This is a genomic window from Pseudomonas sichuanensis, from assembly GCF_024749065.1.
GTDB lineage: Bacteria > Pseudomonadota > Gammaproteobacteria > Pseudomonadales > Pseudomonadaceae > Aquipseudomonas > Aquipseudomonas sichuanensis.
Genome location: NZ_CP087185.1, coordinates 5,264,446 through 5,284,225 on the forward strand (window position 1 = coordinate 5,264,446; position 19,780 = coordinate 5,284,225).

Consider the following 19,780-nt stretch of genomic DNA (forward strand, 5'->3'; position numbering starts at 1 on the left):
CATGACCTTGACCTGGCACGACCTGCACAGCCCCGACGCACGGGTCAACCTGTACCTGCGCGCCCTGCGCAAACGCAAGATCAGCGCCACGCAGCTCCCCGAGCAAGGCTTGCGCTGCTTCCTGCGGGTCGACCCGAACCACCTGGCGGCCTACCGCCGGCTCTGTCACTTCCCCGACGATGGCCGCCTGCCGGGCACCTACCCGCACATCATGGCGTTCACCCTGCAGTTGCAACTGCTGACCGCCAACGCCTTCCCCTTCCCACTGCTGGGCATGGTGCATCTGCATAACAGCATCGAAGTGCTGCGCCCGCTCGGCGGCATCGACGGGCTGCGCTTCGCCGTGCATGCACAGAACCTGCAGGCGCACGACAAAGGCGGCACGTTCGACCTGATCACCGAGGCCGAGGATGGCCTGGGCCTGCTCTGGCGCGAGACCAGCCGCATGCTGGTGCGCGGGCTGAAACTCGACGCCAGCGCGCAACCAGCCGGCGAAACCGCCCCCACTGAGCTGCCCGAAGCCACCCGCTGGTACGCCGACAGCGATATCGGCCGGCGCTACGCCCGGGTGTGCGGTGACTACAACCCGATCCACCTGAGCGCGGCCAGCGCACGCCTGTTCGGTTTCCCCAGGGCCATTGCCCACGGCATGTGGAGCAAAGCCATGGCGCTGGCGGCGCTGCAGGGCCATCTGCCGAAGGCCGGCTATGGCTTCGAAGTGGATTTCCACAAGCCGGTTCGGCTGCCGTCGGAAGTCGTGCTCAGTGCCAGTGCCGCGGCGCCAACGGGTGAGCTGCGCTTGGATGGGCATGGCGGACTGCTGCACATGGTAGGTCGCTGGCGCTCATGCTGATCATCGCGGGGCAAGCCCGCTCCCAGGCCAACTGTGGGAGCGGGCTTGCCCCGCGATAAGGCCACCACTCATGTCACTTGCTTTACCCTCGACCTCGCCGGAAGCTATGCGCCACGAGGAGAACCCCGATGAACCTGCAAGAACTGACCGAACGCCTGCACCGGATCCGCGACACCAACGACTGGCGCGGCTTCCACAGCCCGAAGAACCTGGCCATGGCTGCCAGCGTGGAAATGGCCGAGCTGGTGGAAATCTTCCAATGGTTGAGTGAGGACCAGTCACGCCAGTTGCCCCCGGAGCAACTGGCCCATGCCGGCCAGGAGGTCGGCGACATCGTCCTCTACCTGTTGCTGCTGTGCAGCGAGCTGGGCCTGGACATGAACGACGTGGTACGGGCCAAGCTGGCCGACAGCGAGAGGCGCTTCGGCAAATGAACGACCGTCACTTCGATGAACTGGCCACCCGCTTCGCCGAGAAGATCTACGGTGGCGCCAAGGGTGCGATCCGCCTGGCGGTGCTCCAGGCCGACCTCGCCGACGCCCTGCCCGACCGCCCGCTGCGCATCCTCGACATCGGCGCCGGCCTCGGCCACATGGCCCTGTGGCTGGCCCAGCGCGGCCACCAGCTGACCCTCGCCGAGCCCGCCGAGCCGATGCTCGAAGGCGCCCGTACCCGCTTCGCCGAGGCCGGCGTGCAGGCCACGTTCATCCAGGCGCCGTGGCAGGACCTGCTCGGCCAGCTGACCGAACCCTACGACCTGGTGCTGTGCCACGCGGTACTGGAATGGCTGGCCGAACCGGAAAGCATCCTGCCGGTACTGCACCAGCTGACCGCCCCCGGCGGCTGGCTGTCGCTGGCGTTCTACAACCGCGACGCGCTGGTCTACCGCAACCTGCTCAAGGGTCACTTCCGCAAGTTGCGCAGCAACCGCCTGGCCGGTGAAAAGCAGAGCCTGACCCCGCAAAAACCACTTGATCCGCGCCAATTGCGGGCGCAACTTGAACCTCTGTGGCAGGTCGAAAGCGAAAGTGGCGTGCGCGTGTTCCACGACTACATGCCCAAGGAATTCCAGGACAAGGCCGAGCTGCTCGACCTGCTGGAAATGGAACTGGCGCACCGCCGTCACCCGAGTTTCGCCGGGCTCGGCCGCTACCTGCACTGGATCTGCCGCCCGCACTGACCCCAACGGCCAGGAGGAACCATGCCGTACCGCTTGCTCTGCCTGGCCCTCTTGCCATTCGCCCTGGCCGCCTGCCAAAGCAGCAACCCCTACGTGGCCAGTGGCAACCCCATCCCGCCGGCCCCGCCCCAGGCCGCCGGCACCTTCGATGCCAGCGCCTACCCGACGCCACCGCGCGACTATGGCCGCTACCGCAGTTGGAGCTGGCGCGACAACCAGCAGCCCATCGGCCTGGCCAACGGCGAACCGGGGCAACTGGCCGACGCGGTGAGCAGCGCCCTCGATCAACAAGGCCTGCGCCCGGCCCGGGGTGGCGCGCCAGACTTGCTGGTCAGCGCCGACATCCGCCTGGAGCGGCGCCTGCGCCAGGTGCGCGACTACGACAGCTACGACCCCTACTACGGGCCCTACCCTTACGGCAGCGTCGGCTACGGCGGCTACCGCAACGGCTACGGCGCCTATGGCAGCGTACCGATCGTGCGCACCTACCAGGTCGAGGTCATGGTGGTGCGCATCGACCTGTTCGACGCGCGCAACGGCCAGCCGGTGTGGAGCGCCAGCGCCGAAAGCGGCAGCGACAAGGACTCGCCGCGCGAGCGCGAGAGCGCCCTGCGCGAATCGGTGAGCAAGGCACTGAGCGGCTATCCTCCCAGTTAACTTTTTAACGGAGAACCATCATGTTGCGACGTCTGGTTGTACTGTCCTTCGCGCTGCTGCTCGGTGCCTGTGCGAGCAACAACGTCCAGCAGGATTTCGATGCCAGCCGCGATTTCGCCGCCTACCGCAGCTGGGCCTGGCAGGAGCCCGGCCTGCAGTACCGGCCGGATGACCCGCGGATCAAGAGCGACCTCACCGAGCAGCGCATCCGCCAGGCCGTCGCCGGCCAGCTCGACCAGCGCGGCCTGCGCCCGGTACAGGGCAACGCCAAACCTGATGTGAAAGTGCGCGCCTACCTGATCGTCGAGGACCGCCAGCAGCAGGTCACCACCAACTACGGTGGCGCCTGGGGCGGCTATTGGGGGGGCTACTGGGGCGGCCCGATGTACAACGAGACCCGCAGCGTCGACTACAAGGTGGCGACCATCCAGGTCGACCTGTTCGATGGCCGCGACGGCAAGCTGGTCTGGCGCGGCAGCGCCGAGCAGATCATGAACAACTACCCGCCCAGCCCACAGGAGCGCAACACAGCGATCCAGAAAACCGTGACCCAAGTGTTGAGCAACTACCCACCCCATTGAGTGAGTGGTGGCCCCATCGCCGGCAAGCCGGCTCCCACAGGTACAGCGCCGCTCTGCAGACATTCGCCACACCTGTGGGAGCCGGCTTGCCGGCGATAGGCCGTGACAGACAGTCCACGACCTATACCCCAATCAAGGCAACATGCCACCACCTTGACTACACTCCCTGCACCGCCGCCGTGCTGCCAGGCCACTGGCCGGCAAAGGAGTGCCTGTGGTTGCCCATCCAGCAATACGTCAACGCGGCGCGATCGGCCTGATGGCCGCACTGACCCTTGGCCTGGCCCTGCTGTTCATGCTGCTCACCGTCGACAGCGGGCGCCTGTACCTGGAACAACGCAAGCTGCAGCGCATCGCCGACATGGCCGCGCTGGAGGCCGCCGAACATGGCGGCGTCTGCAGCGGCGCCGGCGTCCAGGCCTCGGTCCTGGCCCGCAACGCCGCCACCCGCAACGGCCATTCCGTCAACAACCCCTTGATCGCCAGCTGTGGCTACCTGCGCACCGGCACTGACAACCTGCGGGTATTCAACGCCGATAACAGCCGCCCTGAAGCGATCAAGGTCGAAGTCCGCGAGCAGGTGACCACCAGTGCCGCCGGCGGCCTGTTCAGCCTGATCGATGGCAACTTCTCGCGTACCACCACGCTGCATGCCACTGCGGTGGCGGCCAAGCCCGCGCCGCCACAGGCAATGCTGCGAATTCGCAGTACCCTGGCAACCCTCGACTCGCGCCACTCCACCTTGCTCAATGCCCTGTTGACCAGCCTGGGCGGTAACGCCCAGCTCAACCTGGCCGGCTGGCAGGGCATCGCCGATACCCAGATCAACCTGCTCAAATATGTCGAGCAACTGGCGGTAGACCTGAATATCAAGGCCGGTGATTACGACAAGCTGCTCAACACGGATGCCACGCTCACCCAGTTGCTGAACGCCGCCGTCCATGTCTTGCAACAGAGCAGTTCGACGCTTGGCGTCGCCACCAACCTTGGCAATGTTGCTGTCGGGACACCCAGCGGCAAACTGCATCTGGGTGACATTCTCGACATCCAGAACGGCACGGCGCAGGCCGGTCTGGACAGCAGCATTCAGCTGTTGCAACTGGTCCAGGGAGTGATCCAGTTGGCCGTGAGCAAGAACGCTGCCAACGTCGATCTACCCATCAGCGTATTGGGGCTGGTCAATGGCCGAGTCCAGATGAAGGTGATCCAGCCCGAACAGGTCTCGGCGGTGGGCAACCCCGCCACCGACGTGATCGAAGTGCATACCGCACAGGTGCAGGCATTGGTATCGCTCGACCTGCCACTGCTCGATGGCGTGCTTGGGCTGGTGAATGCTGTGACCAGCCTGGCCGCCCCGCTGACCTCGGTGCTCAACGACCTGCTGCACTTGAACCTGGTGGGTGTGGTGCAGTCGCTGACTTGCGCGTTGGGGCTCAGTCAGTGCAAGTACGTCGACGTGAAAGTCGTGCCGGACAAAGCATCACTGCACATCGGTATCGAGGTGGCCAAGGCCGAAAGTCGGGTGACCGACTACCGTTGCCAACCCGACAAGCGCCTTACCGCCACCACTCGCAGTGCAGCGGCCATCGTGACCATCGGCAAGTACAAGGACGCGAACACCTTCTTCGTGAATGGAAGCTCGGCGCTCACCCCAATACCGCTCGTTGATATCGGCATCAAGACCTGCGGCCCACTCGGCGCCGCCTGTACCCGTGCCGCTTTCGCCGGAGGTGGCCTTGGGCTCAAGGCCAATGCCCCGATCATGCAGGCGACGACCACGCCGCTGCTGTTCGAAGGGAGTTCTGCACCGCCCGAGCTCAACCAGCTGCCGGCCTACCAGCGCATGAGCAACCAGGATGTGGTCGGCAGCCTGACCAGCACATTTGCGGGCGTTCAGATAGAAGCCTACAAGCCTGACGTGAACAATGTGTTCGGTGACCTGATGACCCTTGTGGCAGGCACGCTCTCTACCGTGAAAGGTATCCTGGAGCCGCTGATCAAAAACCTGCTCAGCCCACTGATCGACCCCTTGCTCAACGTGCTGCTCAAGACCCTGGGCATCGACCTGGCCAACGCCCAGGTCGGCGCCAACCTCAGTTGCAGCAGCGGGCATGCTCAACTGCTGCTGTGAAGCGGCAGTTCAACCCGGAAACACGCGCCCTCGTCGCTGTTGGCCACCGACAGGCTGCCGCCCATATGGCTGACGATCCCGTGGCTGACCGACAGCCCAAGGCCGGTGCCGACCCCGGCCGGCTTGGTAGTGAAGAAGGGTTCGAAGATACGTTCGAGCAGATGCGGGTCGATGCCACCGCCGTTGTCTTCCACCAGCAGGCACAGGCGCGAACCCAGCAAGGTCTGGCGAACACGAATCCACGGCTGCGCGCGGCGCTGCTCGAGCAAGGCGTCCCGGGCGTTGACCATCAGGTTGATCAACACCTGCTCCAGCTGGTCCTGATGGCCGAACACCTGCGGTTGCTCGGCGGGCGCCTCGATGCACAGGTTCACGCCCTTGCCGCGCAGCCCCTCCTCCAGCAAGGCGCGGGCCCCTTCCACCGCGCCCCAGGCGCTGAAGCACTCACGCTCGGGCGCCGAACGCCGGCCATACACGCGCATGTGCTCGACCAACCGCGCGGCGCGCTCGATCTGGGCCTCGATCCGGCGCAGTTTCTGTTCCATGTACGCAGGCTCGGCAGTGCCGTTCTCCAGGCGTTGCAGCGCGTTGACCAGCGCCATGCGCATCACGTTGAGCGGCTGGTTGATCTCGTGCACCAGCCCGGTGGCCAGCTCGCCCAGCGTGGCCATCTTCGCCCCCTGCAGCAATTGCTGCTGGCTGCGCCGCACCGCCGTGTTGTCACGGCCGACAGCCTGGATCTCCAGCAGGCGGCCCTGGGCATCGAACAGCCCGCGATCGGCCCACACCCACCAGGCCTGTTCACGGCCAGGCAGTTGCAGGCAAATTTCCGCGCTGCTCATCGGCTGCTCCGGGGTCAGTGCCTGCAAGCGCTGCAGGAAGTCTTCACGCTGGCTGGCGGACAGCCACTGGCCCAGGTTCGCGCCCACCAACTGCTCCGGCGTGCAGTGCAGGTAGTCGGCCAGGGGCCGGTTGCCGAACACCAGGCTCAGGTCCGGGCGGTAGCGGCAGATCATCGCTGGCGAGTCCTCCACCAGCACGCGGTAGCGCTCCTCACTCTGGCGCGTGCGCTCAGCGGCCTCGGTCGCTTCGCTGACATCCAGCCACAGCCCGACCACCTCCCGTGGCTGGCCGAGGTCGTCACGCAGCAGGCGCGCCTCATCGTGCATCCAGTGGTAGCCGCCAAGCTGATCACGCAGGCGGTAACGGCAGCGCACCTGGCCGTCGCGCAACAGGTCGCGGGTGCGCGCCAGCCACAGCGGCCGGTCATCCGGGTGCACGGCCAGGCCCGGCTGGCGGGCCAGCTCGCCGTCGGCAGGCCAGCCCAGCAACGGCGCCAGGCTGGCGCTGAAAAACTCGCTGTGCAGCGCGCCGTCGGCGTAGCGCTGCACGTAGATCACCGCCGGCGAACTGGCGATCAGGTTTTCCAGCCGGGCACGGGCAGTGCCGGCCTGATGTTCCTGGATCTTGAGCGCGCTGATGTCGAGCAGAAAACCGCGCAACTGCTGCCCCTGCAACTGGCCGACCCATTGGAACCAGCGCTGCGCCCCCATGCCTTCGGCCTCGCCCAGGCGCAGGCTGAGGTTCAGCGCCAGCCCTTCACGCGCCTGCTGCAACGCCAATTGCGCGGGCTCACGGTCGGCCGGGTGCAGGCGCGCCAACCAGTGCCCTTCACCGACCTGGCACGGCAACGCCAGCGTCGTGGCCAGCGCCGGGTCGAGTTGCAACTGGCCGTCCAGCGGCCACTCCCACCAGCCCGCCCCCAGTTGCTGCTGGAGGTCGTCGAGGTGGCTGGCCTGGTGCTGCAACTGCTGGTGCCGATGGCGCGCCAGCAGCGGCTCGACCAAGGTCCGCGCCAACGCCAGCGCCATGTCGGCCGGGGGCGGCTGCGTGGCCCCGGCGCACAGCAGCCAGGCCTCGGCATCCCGCCCTTGGCGGTAGGGCACCAGGAACAGCGAAAGCCCCCCGCAGCGCGCCAGCAGCTCGGGGTCATCGGTGACCTCGATCAAGGTCTGCGCTGGCAGTTGCCGCAGCCAGGGCTGCAGCCGGCCATCGTCCGGCCAGGGCCACTGGTCTTCGTTGCTGGCGTAATGGCGCCAGCCACCCGGCTCACGCAGCATCAGCCTCAGCGACGAGGCCTGCCAGTGTTCAGCCAGCGCCTGCAACTGCTCGCGGGTGGTCTGCAGCAAGCGCTCGGCGCCGCATTCACGTAGCGCATGGCCAATCTCCACCAGCAGTGGCCGCTGGCGGTCCCAGCGCTGCTCGCGCAGCAGGTCACCAATATCGAACAGCTGCAGCAGCCAGGCCTCGCCATGGCGCTGCAACCAGCCACGGGTATGCAGCGCCTGGCCCATGACGGTGTGGAAGTCCAGATCCAGCGGCTGCCCCTGCCAATCGCCGGGTTCGCCCTCGAGCACCAGCCAGCTGTGGCGTTGCAGGTAGTCGTGCACCCGCGCGGCGGAACGCCCAGGCAAGGCCAGCAAGGTCCGCAGCGGGCCCGCCAGACGCAGCACCCGAGCCTGATCGTCGAGCCACAGTTGCAGGCCCACCGCCGGCACGTTGGGCAGCTCGGGTGCAGGGGACGGCGCCATGCGCCAACGGTCGAACAGGCCGCCCGTCACAGTTGCAGGCTCGCCTGGGCCTGCAGGCGCGCAGGCAGCTTGGGCACCTCGCCGATCAGCGGCAGCACCAGCACTGGCAGTACCCGCTCCAGCCGATCACGGGGGTAGTCGATGGTGACCGTCAGCAACTTGTCCGCCCCCACCACAACCCGGGTGTCGCCCGCCACGTTGAAGCCGAGGGCGTCGGGCATCCAGGCCAACTGCCGGCTTATTACCTGGTGCGCCACGCCTTGCACGTCCAGGGCATAGGTGGCGCTTGCCGGGTCGACGGCCACGCAGCGACGCACCGCCTCGCTGCTGGCCTGGTTGAACGACTGCAGCATCAGCATCGGCAGGGCATAACTGACCAGCCCGTAGAACACCGCGAAAAAAATCATGAAAACAGCGACAAACTCGATGGCTGCCGCGCCTTTTTGCCGTCCCGCCGGGCTTGCTTGCATGATCGCGTCTACCCTGACTGTGAGACCTGTCTGACAGCATAGAACCGTTCAACGAATAGGGATGGCAATTTGCCAATGCAAAGCATTGTTCTCCTGATGTGGCTTGCCTTGTGCACCGAACAAGATGTCCGTGAACGGCAGATTTCCAACGCCCTCACCCTAGGTGTCGCGACCTGTGCCCTGGCCTGGCTGTTCGCCACCGGCCACACCTGGATCGGCGCCGATGCCAGCGAGGCCGGCTGGGCCCTGGCCATCGTCATGCTGCTGACATTGCCCGGCTACATGCTTGGCCGTTTCGGTGCCGGCGACGTCAAGCTGATGGGCGCCCTGGCCCTGGCCACCAGCCCGCAGTATGTGCTGGGTACTTTCATTGGTGCCGGCATCACCGTGCTGGCCTGGCTGCTGGGCCGGCGCCGGCTGTGGACCTTGCTCAACCCCAAACTGAAAAAGCGCCTACAGAAACTCGCTGAGGAAGTCGGTGACAAGCAGCCCTTTGCGCCTTATGTACTGGCCGGTTTTCTCCTGACGGCAGTTTGGATCCAATGAAGACTGAACGTTCGGATAGGGTGTACAGTCCATGTACTTGATTGCAAAGTGCGACTACTTTTTTGTTGCCGGTGCCTGCGGCCCGGCAGCAAGACCGATACGACAGGGAGTTGATCGTGAACAAGTCCGTCAGTGAAGTGAAAGTGCTGGTTGTCGACGACCAGCCGATGATTGTCGAAGAGTTGTGCGACTGGCTGGAAAGCGAAGGCTATCGCTGCATCCCGGCCCATTCCACGGACCAGGCCATCGAGCAGTACATCGCCGACGAAGCCATCGGCCTGGTGATCTGCGACCTGCACATGCCCGAGCGCGATGGCATCGAGCTGGTCCGTGCGCTGAAACAGATCTCCGGCAACCAGCGGATGTTCGAGGCAATCATGCTGACCGGCCGCGCCGACAAGCAGGATGTAATCCGCGCCCTGCGCGAAGGTTTCGCCGACTACTACCAGAAACCCATGGACCTGACCGAGCTGCTCGAAGGCGTGCGGCGCCAGGAACTCGCCTTGCTGGAGCGTAAGCGCAACTTTCGCGAACTGGGCAGCCTCAACCAGCGCTTGCAGGGCCTGGCCGAGTCCATCGACGAGCTCTACCAGGACCTGGAAAAAGCCCGCGGCCAGGGCGTGCATCGCCGCGCCACGGACATCGAGGAGGCCGAGCCGGAGCTGCCGTCGGCATTCGAGAAGCTGTCCCCGCGCCAGATGGAAGTGGCAAAGCTGGTGAGCAAGGGCAAGACCAACTACCAGATCGCCTGCGAGCTGGGCATCACCGAGAACACCGTCAAACTCTACGTGTCACAGGTATTGCGCCTGACCCACATGCACAACCGCACGCAGCTGGCACTGGCGCTGGCGCCCGGCTCGTCGCCGCTGCACCAGCGCTTCACCACCCATTGACGGCCATCAACCGCCGTTGTTCGACGAGCTGATCTTGGTCCAGCGATAGAAGTCCGGAATCTCGTACTTGTAGCTGTCCAGCCAGCGCTGCATGGACTGGTCGCGCTCCTTGTCGGTCTGCTGCTGGCGCACCGGCGAGGCCTGCCGATTGCTCGCCTGCACCTGCAACAGCGCCTCGGTGGCAGTTTCTGCCCGCGCTTGGCGCAGCGGCTGCTCGGCCTGTGCCAGCAGTGGCGTGGCCAGGCAGGCCAGGGCTATCCAGGGCTTGAACATGCTCACCTCCCGTTCAATTGATGGCCGCCGTCGGCGTGTTGCGGGCGGCGAGCGGGCCGCGCCCGCCGGCCCTGAGCTGCTGGGCCCGGGCCTGGGCTTCGGCGAACTGCTCAGGCTTGAGCCGCAGGCGCTTGACCAGGTCCTCGGCCTGGTTCCAGTTGTCCTGCAGCAGTGACAGGGCCACCAGGTTGACCGCCGGCAATGGGTTGTCGTCCTTCAGCTCAAGGGCAGTGAGGAACTCGAAGCGCGCCTGCTCATCGTTGCCCAGCTTCATCTGCACCAGGCCCAGGTCGTTGCGCACTTTTTCATCGGTCGGCGCCAGGCGTACTGCGCGCTGCAGGTTACGCAGGGCCTGGGTGTCGTCGCCCCGCGCCGCGGCTATCTGCCCCAGGCCATGCTCGCCCTCTGCCGCCAGGCAGCCCCCCAGCAGGCTGCGGTACAGCGGTTCGGCCTCGCTGCGCCCCAGCAGGCGCAGCACCTTGGCCTTGCGCAGGCGCACCTGGTCAAGGGTTTCCGGCAGTTGCTCCAGATGCGCCAACCCCGCATGCGGGCGACCTTCGCCAATCATCTGGTCGGCCATGTCCAGGCTCAGTTGCTGGTCGGCTGCGGGCTTGCCGCAGCTGCCGCCGCCGAGCAGGCGGGCCAGGCCTTCGGGCTGCTGCCCGGCACAACCGGTCAGCAGCAACAGGCCCGTCATCAGCACGATCGCTTTCATCCCTCTCCCCCCTCAGGATCCCAATGCCCGCGCCAAGGCGGAAAAGCCCGGCCCGGCCAGGACGATAAGCAAGGCCGGGAACAGGAACACCATCATCACCGCCGACATCTTTGCCGACATCTTCGACACCCGCTCCTGCAGGCCGGTCAGGCGCCGGTCATCCAGCAGCTCCTTGAGCGCCAGCAACGACTTCATCGAACCGCTGCCTTGCACCAGCAACTGCTGGAGGATCACGCAGGTGTCGATGAACTCGTCCACCGCCAGCAGCCGTGCGGTCTTTTCCAGTTCCGGCCCCAGCGCCAGCCCCGAGTCGACCCGCTGCAACACCAGCTGCAATTCGTCGCAGATGTTCGGCACCAGGCTGCGCCCCTCCAGGGCCAGCACGCGCAAGGCCTGCTCCACCGCAAGGCCGGTCTCGAACAGAATGCGCAGCAAGGGGATCATCAGGCTGACTTCCTGGGCGATCTTGCGTTGGCGCCGAGCCGCCGCCGCGGCGAGCAGGCGCTTGGGCACCAGGTAGCCGGCACCCAGCGCGCACAGCACCAGCACCATCCAGTTGCCCCGGCGCTCACCCGGCAAGCCATGCACCATCACCAGCACCAGGACCGTGGCCAGCAACGGCAGCCCGAGCTGCAGCGCGGCGAACAACGCCCGCTGCCGGCTGCGCCGCCAGCCCAGGCGCTCCAACAGCACCTGGGTCTCGCCGTCGAGACGCTGCAGGCGTCGCCCCAGCCGGCTGCTGCCCAGCCACTGCAGCCAGTCGCCCAGCCGTTCGTCAGGGGCCAGCCGCCCCTGCAGCCGCCGCGCCACCCGCTGACGGGCGCGCATCTGCCGCGCGGCCTGCAGCGCCAGCAGGGCAAAGCCTGCCAGCAGGCACAGGGCGCTGAACAGCATGGCCGCGTTCACAGGCGCCTCATCATGCGCCACAGCACCAGGCAACCGATGGCCTGGAGGGCGAAGGCCAGCAGCAACATCGTCTGCCCATGGCTGTCGCGCCACATGCCCAGCAGGTAACCGGGGTTGGCGAGCAGGAAATAACCGACCATGCCCAACGGCAACGCCCCCAGGATCCACGCGGTGATGCGCGTTTCGCCGGTCATCGCGCGCAACTGGCGGTCGCCCTGCTCGTGCTCGCGGATCAACTTGATCAGGTTCTCCATCAATTCACTGGCATTGCCGCCATGGCGCTGGTTGATGCGCAGGCCCAGGGCAAACAGGCGCAGCTCGTCCTGGCGGTACAACTCGGCCAGTTCACTGACCGCATCCTCCAGCGGCACGCCCATGCGCACGTTGCGCCGCACCCGCAGCATCGCCGAGTGCAGTGGCTCGCGCGTGCCATCGATCCCCCCGAGCACCGCGTCGTTCAAGGTACGCCCGGCTTTGAGGCTGCGCACGCTGTAGTCCAGCAGCCCAGGCAGTTGCGCGACGATCTGCCGCACCCGTCGGCGGCAGCGCCAACTGAGGTAGGCATGGCCAAGCAAAGGCAGGCCGAGCAGCATCAGCACTGCCGCCACCCAGCCTGCGGCCAGGCCGGCGACCAGCACCAGGCCCAGCCAGGCCAGCAACCCGTAGTGCAAGCTGCGCTCGCCCGGCGTCAGGCCGGCCCGCTGCAACAGCGGGTCGAGCCAGTCACGCCTGCCACTGGCGCCGCGCACTGCGCGGTAGGCCCGGCCCAGGCGATGCAGGATGCGCTCCTCACCGCGCTTGTGCAGGGCCACACGCCACAGCAGCAACGCCATGCCCAGGCACAGCGGCGCCAATGCCAGCAGCAGCGGGCCGATCACAGCAGGCCCTCGTGGCGCAGCTTGGCCCCTGCCGGGTGCGGTGCCTCGCTGAGGAACACATCGCCGCCGCGCCGGTCGAGGCGAAACAAGGTATTGGTGACGTACACATCGTCACGCACGCCGACCACCTCCAGCACTTCGCTCACGCAACGGCGGCCATCGGCCAGGCGGGTCAGCTGGATCACCACATCCAGCGCCGCGCAGATCATCTGGCGCAGGGTCTTCTCGGCCACCTGGCGGCCCGTCAGGCCGACCAGGGTTTCCAGGCGCAGCAGGGCATCCTGCGCACTGTTGGCGTGCACGGTGCTCATCGAGCCATCGTGGCCGGTGTTCATCGCCGTCATCACATCGACCACTTCGGCGCCACGGATCTCGCCGAGGATGATGCGGTCGGGGCGCATGCGCAGGGCGTTGCGGATCAACTCGCTGGCCTTGATCTCGCCATGGCCTTCGGCGTTGGGCGGACGGGTTTCCAGGCGCACCACGTGCGGGTGGTGCAGTTGCAGCTCGGCGACATCCTCGATGGTCACCAGCCGCTCCTGGGGCGCGATCATCTGGCTGAGGATATTGAGCAAGGTGGTCTTGCCGGTGCCGGTGCCGCCGCTGACGAGGATGTTGCAGCGCCGGCCCACGGCGCGCTCGAGGAAATCGTAGATCGCCTGGTCGATGGCCCGGGTGGCCAGCAGGTCGGCACTCTTGAGCATGTCCTGGCGAAACTTGCGGATCGACAGGCACGGCCCGTCCAGCGCCACCGGCGGGATGATCGCATTGACCCGGCTGCCGTCGGGCATGCGCGCATCGACCATCGGCGACGACTCGTCCAGGCGCCGCCCCAAGGGCGCCAGGATGCGCTGCATCACCCGTTGCACATGGTGTGCGTCGATAAAACGCAAGTCGGTGTGCTGCAGCAGCCCGCCCCGTTCGACGAATACCCGGTACGGGCCATTGACCAGGATTTCGGTGACACTCGGGTCGCGCAGCAGCACTTCCAGCGGACCGTAGCCGGTCAGCTCGTCGACGATCTCTTCGGCCAGGCGCTCCATCTCGTAACGCGACAGGGCCAGGCGCAGGCGCGCCACATAGTCGCCCACCTGCTCCAGGACGAACTGCGCCAGGGCCGGGCGCGCGCCTTCGAGCAGGTTGCGGCCAGTGTCCTCGATGGCATCGATGACATGCCGGTGCAGGGCCCGCTTGAGCACCTGCGGGTCGTTTGCCGCCTGCCGCGGCCCGCCAAAGGGTTCTTCGCTGCTCATCGGTTGCTCCACAGGCGGCGCAGCCAGGTGTGGGTGGGGGGCGCCAGGTTTTCCGAGCGCCGCGCCAGGCGCTCGCCGAGTTCGCGCAGTGCCTGGCTCAGCGCTTCGCGTGGGGCCAGCTCGAACAGGCTCAGGCCCTGGTTCTTGGCATTCAGGCGCAGCTCCGGGCTGTAGGGCATGACCTTGAGCAGCGTCAAGCCATAGCGCTTGGCCAGGGCCTCGGCATCCGGCGCCACATGGCGCATGAAGCGGTCGACCAGCAGGCTGGCATGGTCGAGCTTGATGCCGCGATCACGCCACTGCTCGAGCAGCTCCAGGTTGCGCCGGCAATCGAGGATGTTCTGGTCGGTGTACAGGATCAGCTTGTCGCAATGGCTGACCAGGGTGCGCAACGCTTCGCTGTCGGCCTGCCCGGTGAGGTTCAGCACGATGTGCTGGAAATGCTGGCGCAAGGCACTGAGCAGCATGTACAGCTCGGCGGCGCTGGTCTGCTCCAGCGCCTCGTCGTTGGCGGCGTAGGCGAGAATGCGCAGGCCGCCTTTGTCGCGGGTGAAGGCGCTGTCGATCAGCGTGGCGTCGAGCCGGCGCAGGTGGCGCAAGGCATCGCCGAAGTGGAACGACGCCTCCAGCCCCAGCAGCGCCAGGCTGTCGCCACGGGGCAGGCCCAGGTCGAGCAGCAGGGTCTGCTGGCCGCTGTCCTGCACCACCCGCGCCAGGTGGGTGGTCAGCAGCGCACCGTCGGCCCCGCGCTGGGCACCGTAGAGCACGCTGAGCACACCCAGGCTGGGGTTGCTGGCCACGGTCGGCAGGCGTTTGCCCAGGCGCCGTACCAGCCCGGCCACCTCGCTGGCACGCGAACCATAGGCGACGAAGTCGCGGGCGCCAGCGCGCATGGCATGCAGTACCAACTGGTTGTCCATGCCATCGCCGAGCGCGACGATGGCCAGCATCGGCTTGGCCTCCAGTACCCCTTCGATCAGCGCGCACTGGGCGATCAGTTGCTCGCGGTCGAGGCCGATGAACACCAGGTTGCTGAAGGTCATGTCGACCAGCGCCAGCAACTCGTCGAGGCTCGGGCCATTGGCGCCGATCACCTGCCCCAACGGCGCCAGGGCGCCCTGCAGCCATTGCAGGTCGTCCTGGTTGCGGGTCAGGGCCAGGTACGTCTGGTTGTGGCTTTCGTTCATCGGGACAACCCGCCTTGGCCTTCGAAACTGCCGTTTTCCATGAAGAACAGGCGACCCCAACTGGGGTCGTAGGTACGCAGCGCCTCGCCGGGCAGCTCCGGCAGGCGCGCGTCGGCGGCCAGCGGCTGGACCAGGTGCGGGGTCACGATCATCAGCAGTTCGGTCTCTTCACGGTTGAGCGCCGATTGGCGGAAGAACGCGCCGATGATCGGCAGGTTGCCCAACCCCGGCAGCTTGTCCACGGAAGAGCGCACGTTACTGCTGACCAGCCCGCTGATGATGAAACTCTCACCATCGGCCAGGGAAATGCTGGTGTCGGTGCGCCGCACGCTCAGGGCCGGCACCTGGGTGCCGGCGATGGTCACCGCGTTGCTGTAGTCCAGCTCGCTGACCTCGGGGGCCACCTTGAGGGTGATGCGGTTGCGGCTGACCACCGTGGGGGTCAAGGCCAGGCGCACGCCAAATTCCTTGTACTCGATCGAGACGTTGTCGCTGCCACTGCTGGGCACCGGGATGGGCACCTCGCCGCCGGCCAGGAAGCTTGCGGTCAGGCCGCTGAGCACGGTCAGGCTGGGGCGCGCCAGGGTGTAGGCGAAACCGCTGTTCTCAAGGGCGTTGATCATTGCCAGGAACCGGCTGCTGCCGCCGCCCCAGACAATGTTGAAGACGTTGTTGTCGAGCGGGATGCCCGGCCGCACATCGGCGTAGGTCACCGGGTTGGTTCCGGTCTGGATGCCCGGCACATAGTCGGGGCGCACAAAGGTGTTGGGCACCGTGTTGGGCGAGCCGAACAGGCTGTTGTTGGAGCCTTTGAAGAACAGCCTGGCGCCGGCTTCCTTGTATTTTTGCCGACGCACCTCGACGAATCGGATATCGGCCTGCACCTGGATCGGCAGGGCGTCCTGCCCAGCGGAGGGTTGCGCCACCTCGGCCATGTCCGCGCTGGCCCGGCCCTTGACGAACAGCATGGCCCGGTGCGGTCGCGGGGCGCAGTCTGTCCACAGCATCACGCTGGTATTGCCCTGCCCCACCGAGGTCAGCAGCACGGCGCGTTCGCCGCTGGGCTGCACATCGGCCACCTTGGGGTCACCCACCGCGGCGCGGATGATGGCCACCGGCAGGCGCAGCTCCTGCTGCAGGCCCTGATCCATCTCGATCACCGAAGGCAACTGGTCGAATGCCGCGCACCCCTTGCCCGCCGCTTGCGCCACCGGCATCGACAACGACAGGGCGAGACACAACAGCCAGGGCCGCTGCGCGGAGCGACGCGGCGTGCGACGCCAGGTACTACGCAAAGAACTACGCATGAAATGCATCCTTGCCGGGTCAGGGGGTGTTGTTCGTGTCGGCGGCCTGGGCAGCGCCACGAATGATCTGCATGGTGGGTACCGCCGCAACCGCGGCCGGGCCAGCCAGCGGCACCTGGGACAGCTGGCTGAAGCGGTAGAGTTCTCGGTTGGCGGCGTCCACTTGAGCGCCTGCGTCCTGGCCGGACCAGTAACGCGCCAGCAACTGTTCGTCGGCGCTGCGCACTGCCAGGCGCAAGGTACCGGCCTGAGCGGCCAGCATCAGGCGGCTGGCCAGGGCCTGGGGCACGGCCAAGCCCACGGTGCGGGTAACGGTGCCACCCATCATCTGCTGATCACGGCGGGCTTTTTGCTCTTCGGCGGTCTGCGCCGGGCGACCGTCATTGGCCAGGCCCGTCTGCTGGTCGACGCTGAGCACACGCAGGGCCGGCAGCACCACCTGGGCGGAGGATTGCGGGTTGTTGGTCTCTTCGCGCAGGAACAGCAGCACATCGACATAGTCGCCGGGCCGCAGTTGCCCTGCTGCGCCCACCACATCATCCACCGCCACCGCCACCGCGCGCTCATGGCTGCGGATCATCCGCGCCAGCGGGCCGCCCGCCTGGAAGCTCGACTCGTCGAGCCAACTGCCGGCCTCCAGCGGCCGCGAACTGCTGCGCCCCAGCACCTGCTCAGGCTGCTGGAACGCCCCGGCGGGCACCACCTGCAAGCGCTCGACCAGCAGGTCGTCAGCGGTCAACGGGGTATTGGCCGGCACCGCCCTGCGCAGCACCAGCATAGGGGTGCGTGGCGGTTCCGGGGGTTGTACGGGAGCCGGGGCAACGGCGGGGGCCGACGCCTCGGTGGGGGCGACAGCGACAGGCGTTGGCGCGGTTTGCGCCGGGCGGCTGAGGCGCAGGCCCCAATAGCCGGCCAGCAAGGCAGCCAACAGAAACAGGCCAGCGAGGACCATGGTCAAGCGACTGCTCATTTCCGCACTCCCTGCGCCGGGGACCAATGCTGGCAAAAAGTAACTATTTCGCTATTGCAAGTTAGCGCAGCCCTGTCGAATCGCCATTTGTCCGGCTACGTTTTTTAAGCCATGAAATTGACGCATAAAGAAAACAGGAACTTAGCCTCGCTGATTAAAGTTAATACTTTAGAACTAATGCTTTGTTACATTTGCAGGTTGCCACGGCTTGGCAATCCTGTGATGGCAAAGGGGTGTCACATTTCAAGCCCCGTGACCGGCGCCGACCGTGCGCAAGGAGATCTGCCATGCTGCTCCACCTGATCATCCTCCACTGCAAGAACTTCCTTCAGCGCAAGGACGGCGCCTCCGGTATCGAATACGCGGTGATCGCGGCCATGGTCGCGGTCGTGCTGGCCGGGTTCGTCACCCCCATCTCGGGCGAGGTGAAAGCCATCATGACCACCATCCAGACCGCGATCACCCAGTAACCTAGCGCTGCGTGCATGCCGATTGATCCAGACCTTCGGGAGCCGACCATGCCGACCTCTTCCTTGCGTCAACAGATCCTGCTGGTCGATGACGAGGAGGAGGCCCTGCTGGAGCTGGCCGAACTGCTGGAAAACCAGGGTTTCTGCTGCCATACCGCCGTCTCGGTGAAGACAGCCCTGCAACTGCTCACCCGCCACCCGGATGTCGCCCTGGTGATCACCGACCTGCGCATGCCTGAAGAGAGCGGCATCGGCCTGATCAAGCGCCTGCGCGACCATACTGCCCGCCAGCACCTGCCCGTGATCGTCATGTCCGGGCACGCTGACATGGACGACTGCAGCGATCTGCTGCGCCTGCAGGTGCTGGACCTGTTCCGCAAGCCGATCTACCACGCGAGGTTGCTGGAGACGCTGGAGAACCTGTTCCCCAAGCCATTGCTGCATGCGGTGAACTAGCGGCGGGCCCGCGCGCGAGGTACATCCTGTCACGGCTACACAAGCGACAACCATTGGACAGCCCTGCAACAATGGCCGCCCCCTTGCCGGGAGCAATGCCATTGAGGACTACCACCGCCAATGCCCGCCGAAGACCTACGCCAGCGCATCGAAACAGCCATTGCCAACCATGGCCTGCCCACTCGACGGATTGTCCGCGCCACGCGTGTCTATCGCGTACAGCACTGCGGCTTCAAAAACCCGATCTACTACAACCGCAACTCGGACAGCCGCTACGGCGACCCGCAGTTGGCCATAGGTGTCTGCTATGTGGCCCTGAGCGATATCGTTGCGGTGGCCGAAACGCTCCAACATGGCCGAGCGGGCAGCGCCAGCTCGGTGCTGCGCAGTGAGATCGCGATGCTGGCCCTGCATGAGTTGAAGGCCACCCGTGAGCTTGTCGTGGTCGATGCTGGCGCACTGGCCCGCAATGCTGGCAGCCCCTTGCAGGCGATCGTGGCGTCGAAGGGCCAGGGCAGTGTCGGCTATCTATACACCCAACTGCTCAGCGGCGTGGTCATGCGCCATGCCGCGCAGGTGGACGGCATTCTCTACCCTTCGCAGGTCTACCCCATCACCGCGAGTCTTGCTGGCTGCAACCTGGTGCTGTTCGAAGGGCGAGGCGACCAGCTGACAGCCCTGCGCTGCCGGGCGCTGGATGATCTGCTATTGAGCACAGATGAAACCGTCGGCGAAGTGCTCTTGCGCACGCAGGTGGCCGTGCAATAACAAACCGGCCACAAGGCCGGTCTGCTATTTGCCCATGCTCAAGCGATTACCAAAGTCGCGAACGATGACCGCGAATGCACCGGGTTCATCAAGCAAGTGGTAGCGAGGGAGCTCGTTGGGCGCCTGCCCTGGGTTGGAGTAGTCCATGCTCCCGAGCAGGAAGCCGAGCAGCAGGTTCACCTGCGCTGTATCTCGTGGCTGGACGGCCACAGCCTTCACCAGTTCCGCCACCTGCGGGCATGCCGCGTTGTTGACGAACTGGAAAGCCGGATAGTGTTTGCGCGCCCCTTCGCTATAAGCCAGGACCTGTCCTTGCAATACCCGCTTGTTCAAGGCCTGGCGGGTAATGCCGAGGATCGCGCAGACGGTCTTCGAATCGAGCAGTTCGTACCCCTTGCTGATCTGCTCGAAAGCCAGTGCCTTACCTTTGGCATAGGCAATCTGGTTACGCACCTTGGGGCTGCGCGGCTGTTGCTCAGGGCGTGGCAAGATGGCCTGCAAGGCCTCGAAATAATCGTGCTCGACATCACGCTCGGCCAATGCCGCCAGCTGGGGTTGGGACAACTGCGCCAGAAAATGCTCGAACCCTTCCAGCAGCGCAGTTTTAGTCGCCTCGGATGCGGCTTGGGATATACGGGCGGCGGTGGGTTCGGCGACTTTCATGGCATGGCCTCATCAGTGATGGGTAGCAGTGC

General features: G+C 66.0%; 22 protein-coding genes. 11 read left to right on the forward strand and 11 right to left on the reverse strand.

What is annotated here, in order from left to right:
* Nucleotide 1: 1 nt before the first annotated feature.
* The 6 genes from LOY51_RS23715 to LOY51_RS23740 all read left to right on the forward strand — a co-directional run bounded on the left by LOY51_RS23715 (nt 2) and on the right by LOY51_RS23740 (nt 5,402).
* Nucleotides 2-853: a MaoC family dehydratase gene (locus tag LOY51_RS23715; RefSeq protein ID WP_125860522.1), complete on the forward strand. Its 852-nt coding sequence runs from the start codon at nt 2-4 to the stop codon at nt 851-853.
* A gap of 128 nt (nt 854-981) precedes the next feature.
* Nucleotides 982-1,287: a MazG-like family protein gene (locus LOY51_RS23720; RefSeq protein ID WP_125465667.1), complete on the forward strand. Its 306-nt coding sequence runs from the start codon at nt 982-984 to the stop codon at nt 1,285-1,287.
* Nucleotides 1,284-2,033: a methyltransferase domain-containing protein gene (locus LOY51_RS23725; protein ID WP_125465668.1), complete on the forward strand. Its 750-nt coding sequence runs from the start codon at nt 1,284-1,286 to the stop codon at nt 2,031-2,033. The genes LOY51_RS23720 and LOY51_RS23725 overlap by 4 nt, the downstream gene beginning before the upstream one ends.
* Before the next feature lie 21 nt (nt 2,034-2,054).
* Complete coding sequence (locus LOY51_RS23730; protein ID WP_125860524.1) at nt 2,055-2,690, forward strand: DUF4136 domain-containing protein; 636 nt, start codon at nt 2,055-2,057, stop codon at nt 2,688-2,690.
* A gap of 20 nt (nt 2,691-2,710) precedes the next feature.
* Nucleotides 2,711-3,271, forward strand: coding sequence for a DUF4136 domain-containing protein (locus LOY51_RS23735; RefSeq protein ID WP_125860526.1), 561 nt, complete (start codon nt 2,711-2,713; stop codon nt 3,269-3,271).
* 214 nt (nt 3,272-3,485) lie between these two features.
* Complete coding sequence (locus tag LOY51_RS23740; RefSeq protein WP_223811874.1) at nt 3,486-5,402, forward strand: pilus assembly protein TadG-related protein; 1,917 nt, start codon at nt 3,486-3,488, stop codon at nt 5,400-5,402.
* On the opposite strand, the gene LOY51_RS23745 is transcribed toward LOY51_RS23740, so the two are convergent.
* Together LOY51_RS23745 and LOY51_RS23750 are read right to left on the reverse strand one after the other, a co-directional pair.
* Nucleotides 5,387-7,993, reverse strand: coding sequence for a PAS domain-containing sensor histidine kinase (locus LOY51_RS23745; protein ID WP_258643321.1), 2,607 nt, complete (start codon nt 7,991-7,993; stop codon nt 5,387-5,389). The two genes, LOY51_RS23740 and LOY51_RS23745, sit on opposite strands and share 16 nt — an antisense overlap.
* Nucleotides 7,994-8,019: 26 nt before the next feature.
* A complete protein-coding gene (locus tag LOY51_RS23750) occupies nt 8,020-8,463 on the reverse strand; it encodes a TadE/TadG family type IV pilus assembly protein (RefSeq protein WP_110992913.1) in 444 nt (147 codons plus the stop codon).
* Nucleotides 8,464-8,538: 75 nt separating this feature from the next.
* On the opposite strand from LOY51_RS23750, the gene LOY51_RS23755 reads away from it, so the two are divergent.
* Together LOY51_RS23755 and LOY51_RS23760 are read left to right on the forward strand one after the other, a co-directional pair.
* Nucleotides 8,539-9,009: an A24 family peptidase gene (locus LOY51_RS23755; protein WP_125465672.1), complete on the forward strand. Its 471-nt coding sequence runs from the start codon at nt 8,539-8,541 to the stop codon at nt 9,007-9,009.
* Nucleotides 9,010-9,119: 110 nt separating this feature from the next.
* Entirely contained in the window at nt 9,120-9,902 is a 783-nt protein-coding gene (locus LOY51_RS23760) for a response regulator (protein ID WP_374046872.1), read from the forward strand.
* A gap of 6 nt (nt 9,903-9,908) precedes the next feature.
* Here the strand turns inward: LOY51_RS23760 and LOY51_RS23765 are convergent, their stop codons facing one another.
* The 8 genes from LOY51_RS23765 to cpaB all read right to left on the reverse strand — a co-directional run bounded on the left by LOY51_RS23765 (nt 9,909) and on the right by cpaB (nt 17,391).
* A complete protein-coding gene (locus tag LOY51_RS23765; RefSeq protein ID WP_125860532.1) occupies nt 9,909-10,175 on the reverse strand; it encodes a DUF3613 domain-containing protein in 267 nt (88 codons plus the stop codon).
* A gap of 13 nt (nt 10,176-10,188) precedes the next feature.
* Nucleotides 10,189-10,890: a tetratricopeptide repeat protein gene (locus tag LOY51_RS23770; protein ID WP_125860534.1), complete on the reverse strand. Its 702-nt coding sequence runs from the start codon at nt 10,888-10,890 to the stop codon at nt 10,189-10,191.
* A gap of 12 nt (nt 10,891-10,902) precedes the next feature.
* A complete protein-coding gene (locus LOY51_RS23775) occupies nt 10,903-11,784 on the reverse strand; it encodes a type II secretion system F family protein (protein WP_125861429.1) in 882 nt (293 codons plus the stop codon).
* 8 nt (nt 11,785-11,792) lie between these two features.
* Nucleotides 11,793-12,674: a type II secretion system F family protein gene (locus tag LOY51_RS23780; RefSeq protein WP_125860536.1), complete on the reverse strand. Its 882-nt coding sequence runs from the start codon at nt 12,672-12,674 to the stop codon at nt 11,793-11,795.
* Nucleotides 12,671-13,927 carry a TadA family conjugal transfer-associated ATPase gene (locus tag LOY51_RS23785; RefSeq protein WP_125465677.1) on the reverse strand — a complete coding sequence of 419 codons (1,257 nt, stop codon included), beginning with the start codon at nt 13,925-13,927 and terminating at the stop codon, nt 12,671-12,673. Before LOY51_RS23785 ends, LOY51_RS23780 begins: the two co-directional genes overlap by 4 nt.
* Nucleotides 13,924-15,114, reverse strand: coding sequence for a CpaE/TadZ family protein (locus tag LOY51_RS23790; protein WP_125860538.1), 1,191 nt, complete (start codon nt 15,112-15,114; stop codon nt 13,924-13,926). The genes LOY51_RS23785 and LOY51_RS23790 overlap by 4 nt, the downstream gene beginning before the upstream one ends.
* Nucleotides 15,111-16,331: a type II and III secretion system protein family protein gene (locus LOY51_RS23795; protein ID WP_223811946.1), complete on the reverse strand. Its 1,221-nt coding sequence runs from the start codon at nt 16,329-16,331 to the stop codon at nt 15,111-15,113. The genes LOY51_RS23790 and LOY51_RS23795 overlap by 4 nt, the downstream gene beginning before the upstream one ends.
* Before the next feature lie 109 nt (nt 16,332-16,440).
* A complete protein-coding gene (cpaB, locus tag LOY51_RS23800) occupies nt 16,441-17,391 on the reverse strand; it encodes a Flp pilus assembly protein CpaB (RefSeq protein WP_258643325.1) in 951 nt (316 codons plus the stop codon).
* Nucleotides 17,392-17,678: 287 nt separating this feature from the next.
* On the opposite strand from cpaB, the gene LOY51_RS23805 reads away from it, so the two are divergent.
* The 3 genes from LOY51_RS23805 (at nt 17,679) to LOY51_RS23815 (ending at nt 19,085) form a co-directional block, all read left to right on the forward strand.
* Complete coding sequence (locus tag LOY51_RS23805; RefSeq protein WP_110992923.1) at nt 17,679-17,861, forward strand: Flp family type IVb pilin; 183 nt, start codon at nt 17,679-17,681, stop codon at nt 17,859-17,861.
* Nucleotides 17,862-17,909: 48 nt separating this feature from the next.
* On the forward strand, nt 17,910-18,317 hold the full coding sequence (locus LOY51_RS23810) for a response regulator (RefSeq protein WP_125465681.1): 408 nt from the start codon (nt 17,910-17,912) through the stop codon (nt 18,315-18,317).
* 120 nt (nt 18,318-18,437) lie between these two features.
* The gene (locus tag LOY51_RS23815) at nt 18,438-19,085 is read left to right on the forward strand and encodes an RES family NAD+ phosphorylase (RefSeq protein WP_258643328.1); all 648 of its coding nucleotides are present in this window, start codon (nt 18,438-18,440) and stop codon (nt 19,083-19,085) included.
* Nucleotides 19,086-19,109: 24 nt separating this feature from the next.
* On the opposite strand, the gene LOY51_RS23820 is transcribed toward LOY51_RS23815, so the two are convergent.
* A complete protein-coding gene (locus LOY51_RS23820; RefSeq protein WP_258643330.1) occupies nt 19,110-19,748 on the reverse strand; it encodes a hypothetical protein in 639 nt (212 codons plus the stop codon).
* Nucleotides 19,749-19,780: the final 32 nt, after the last annotated feature.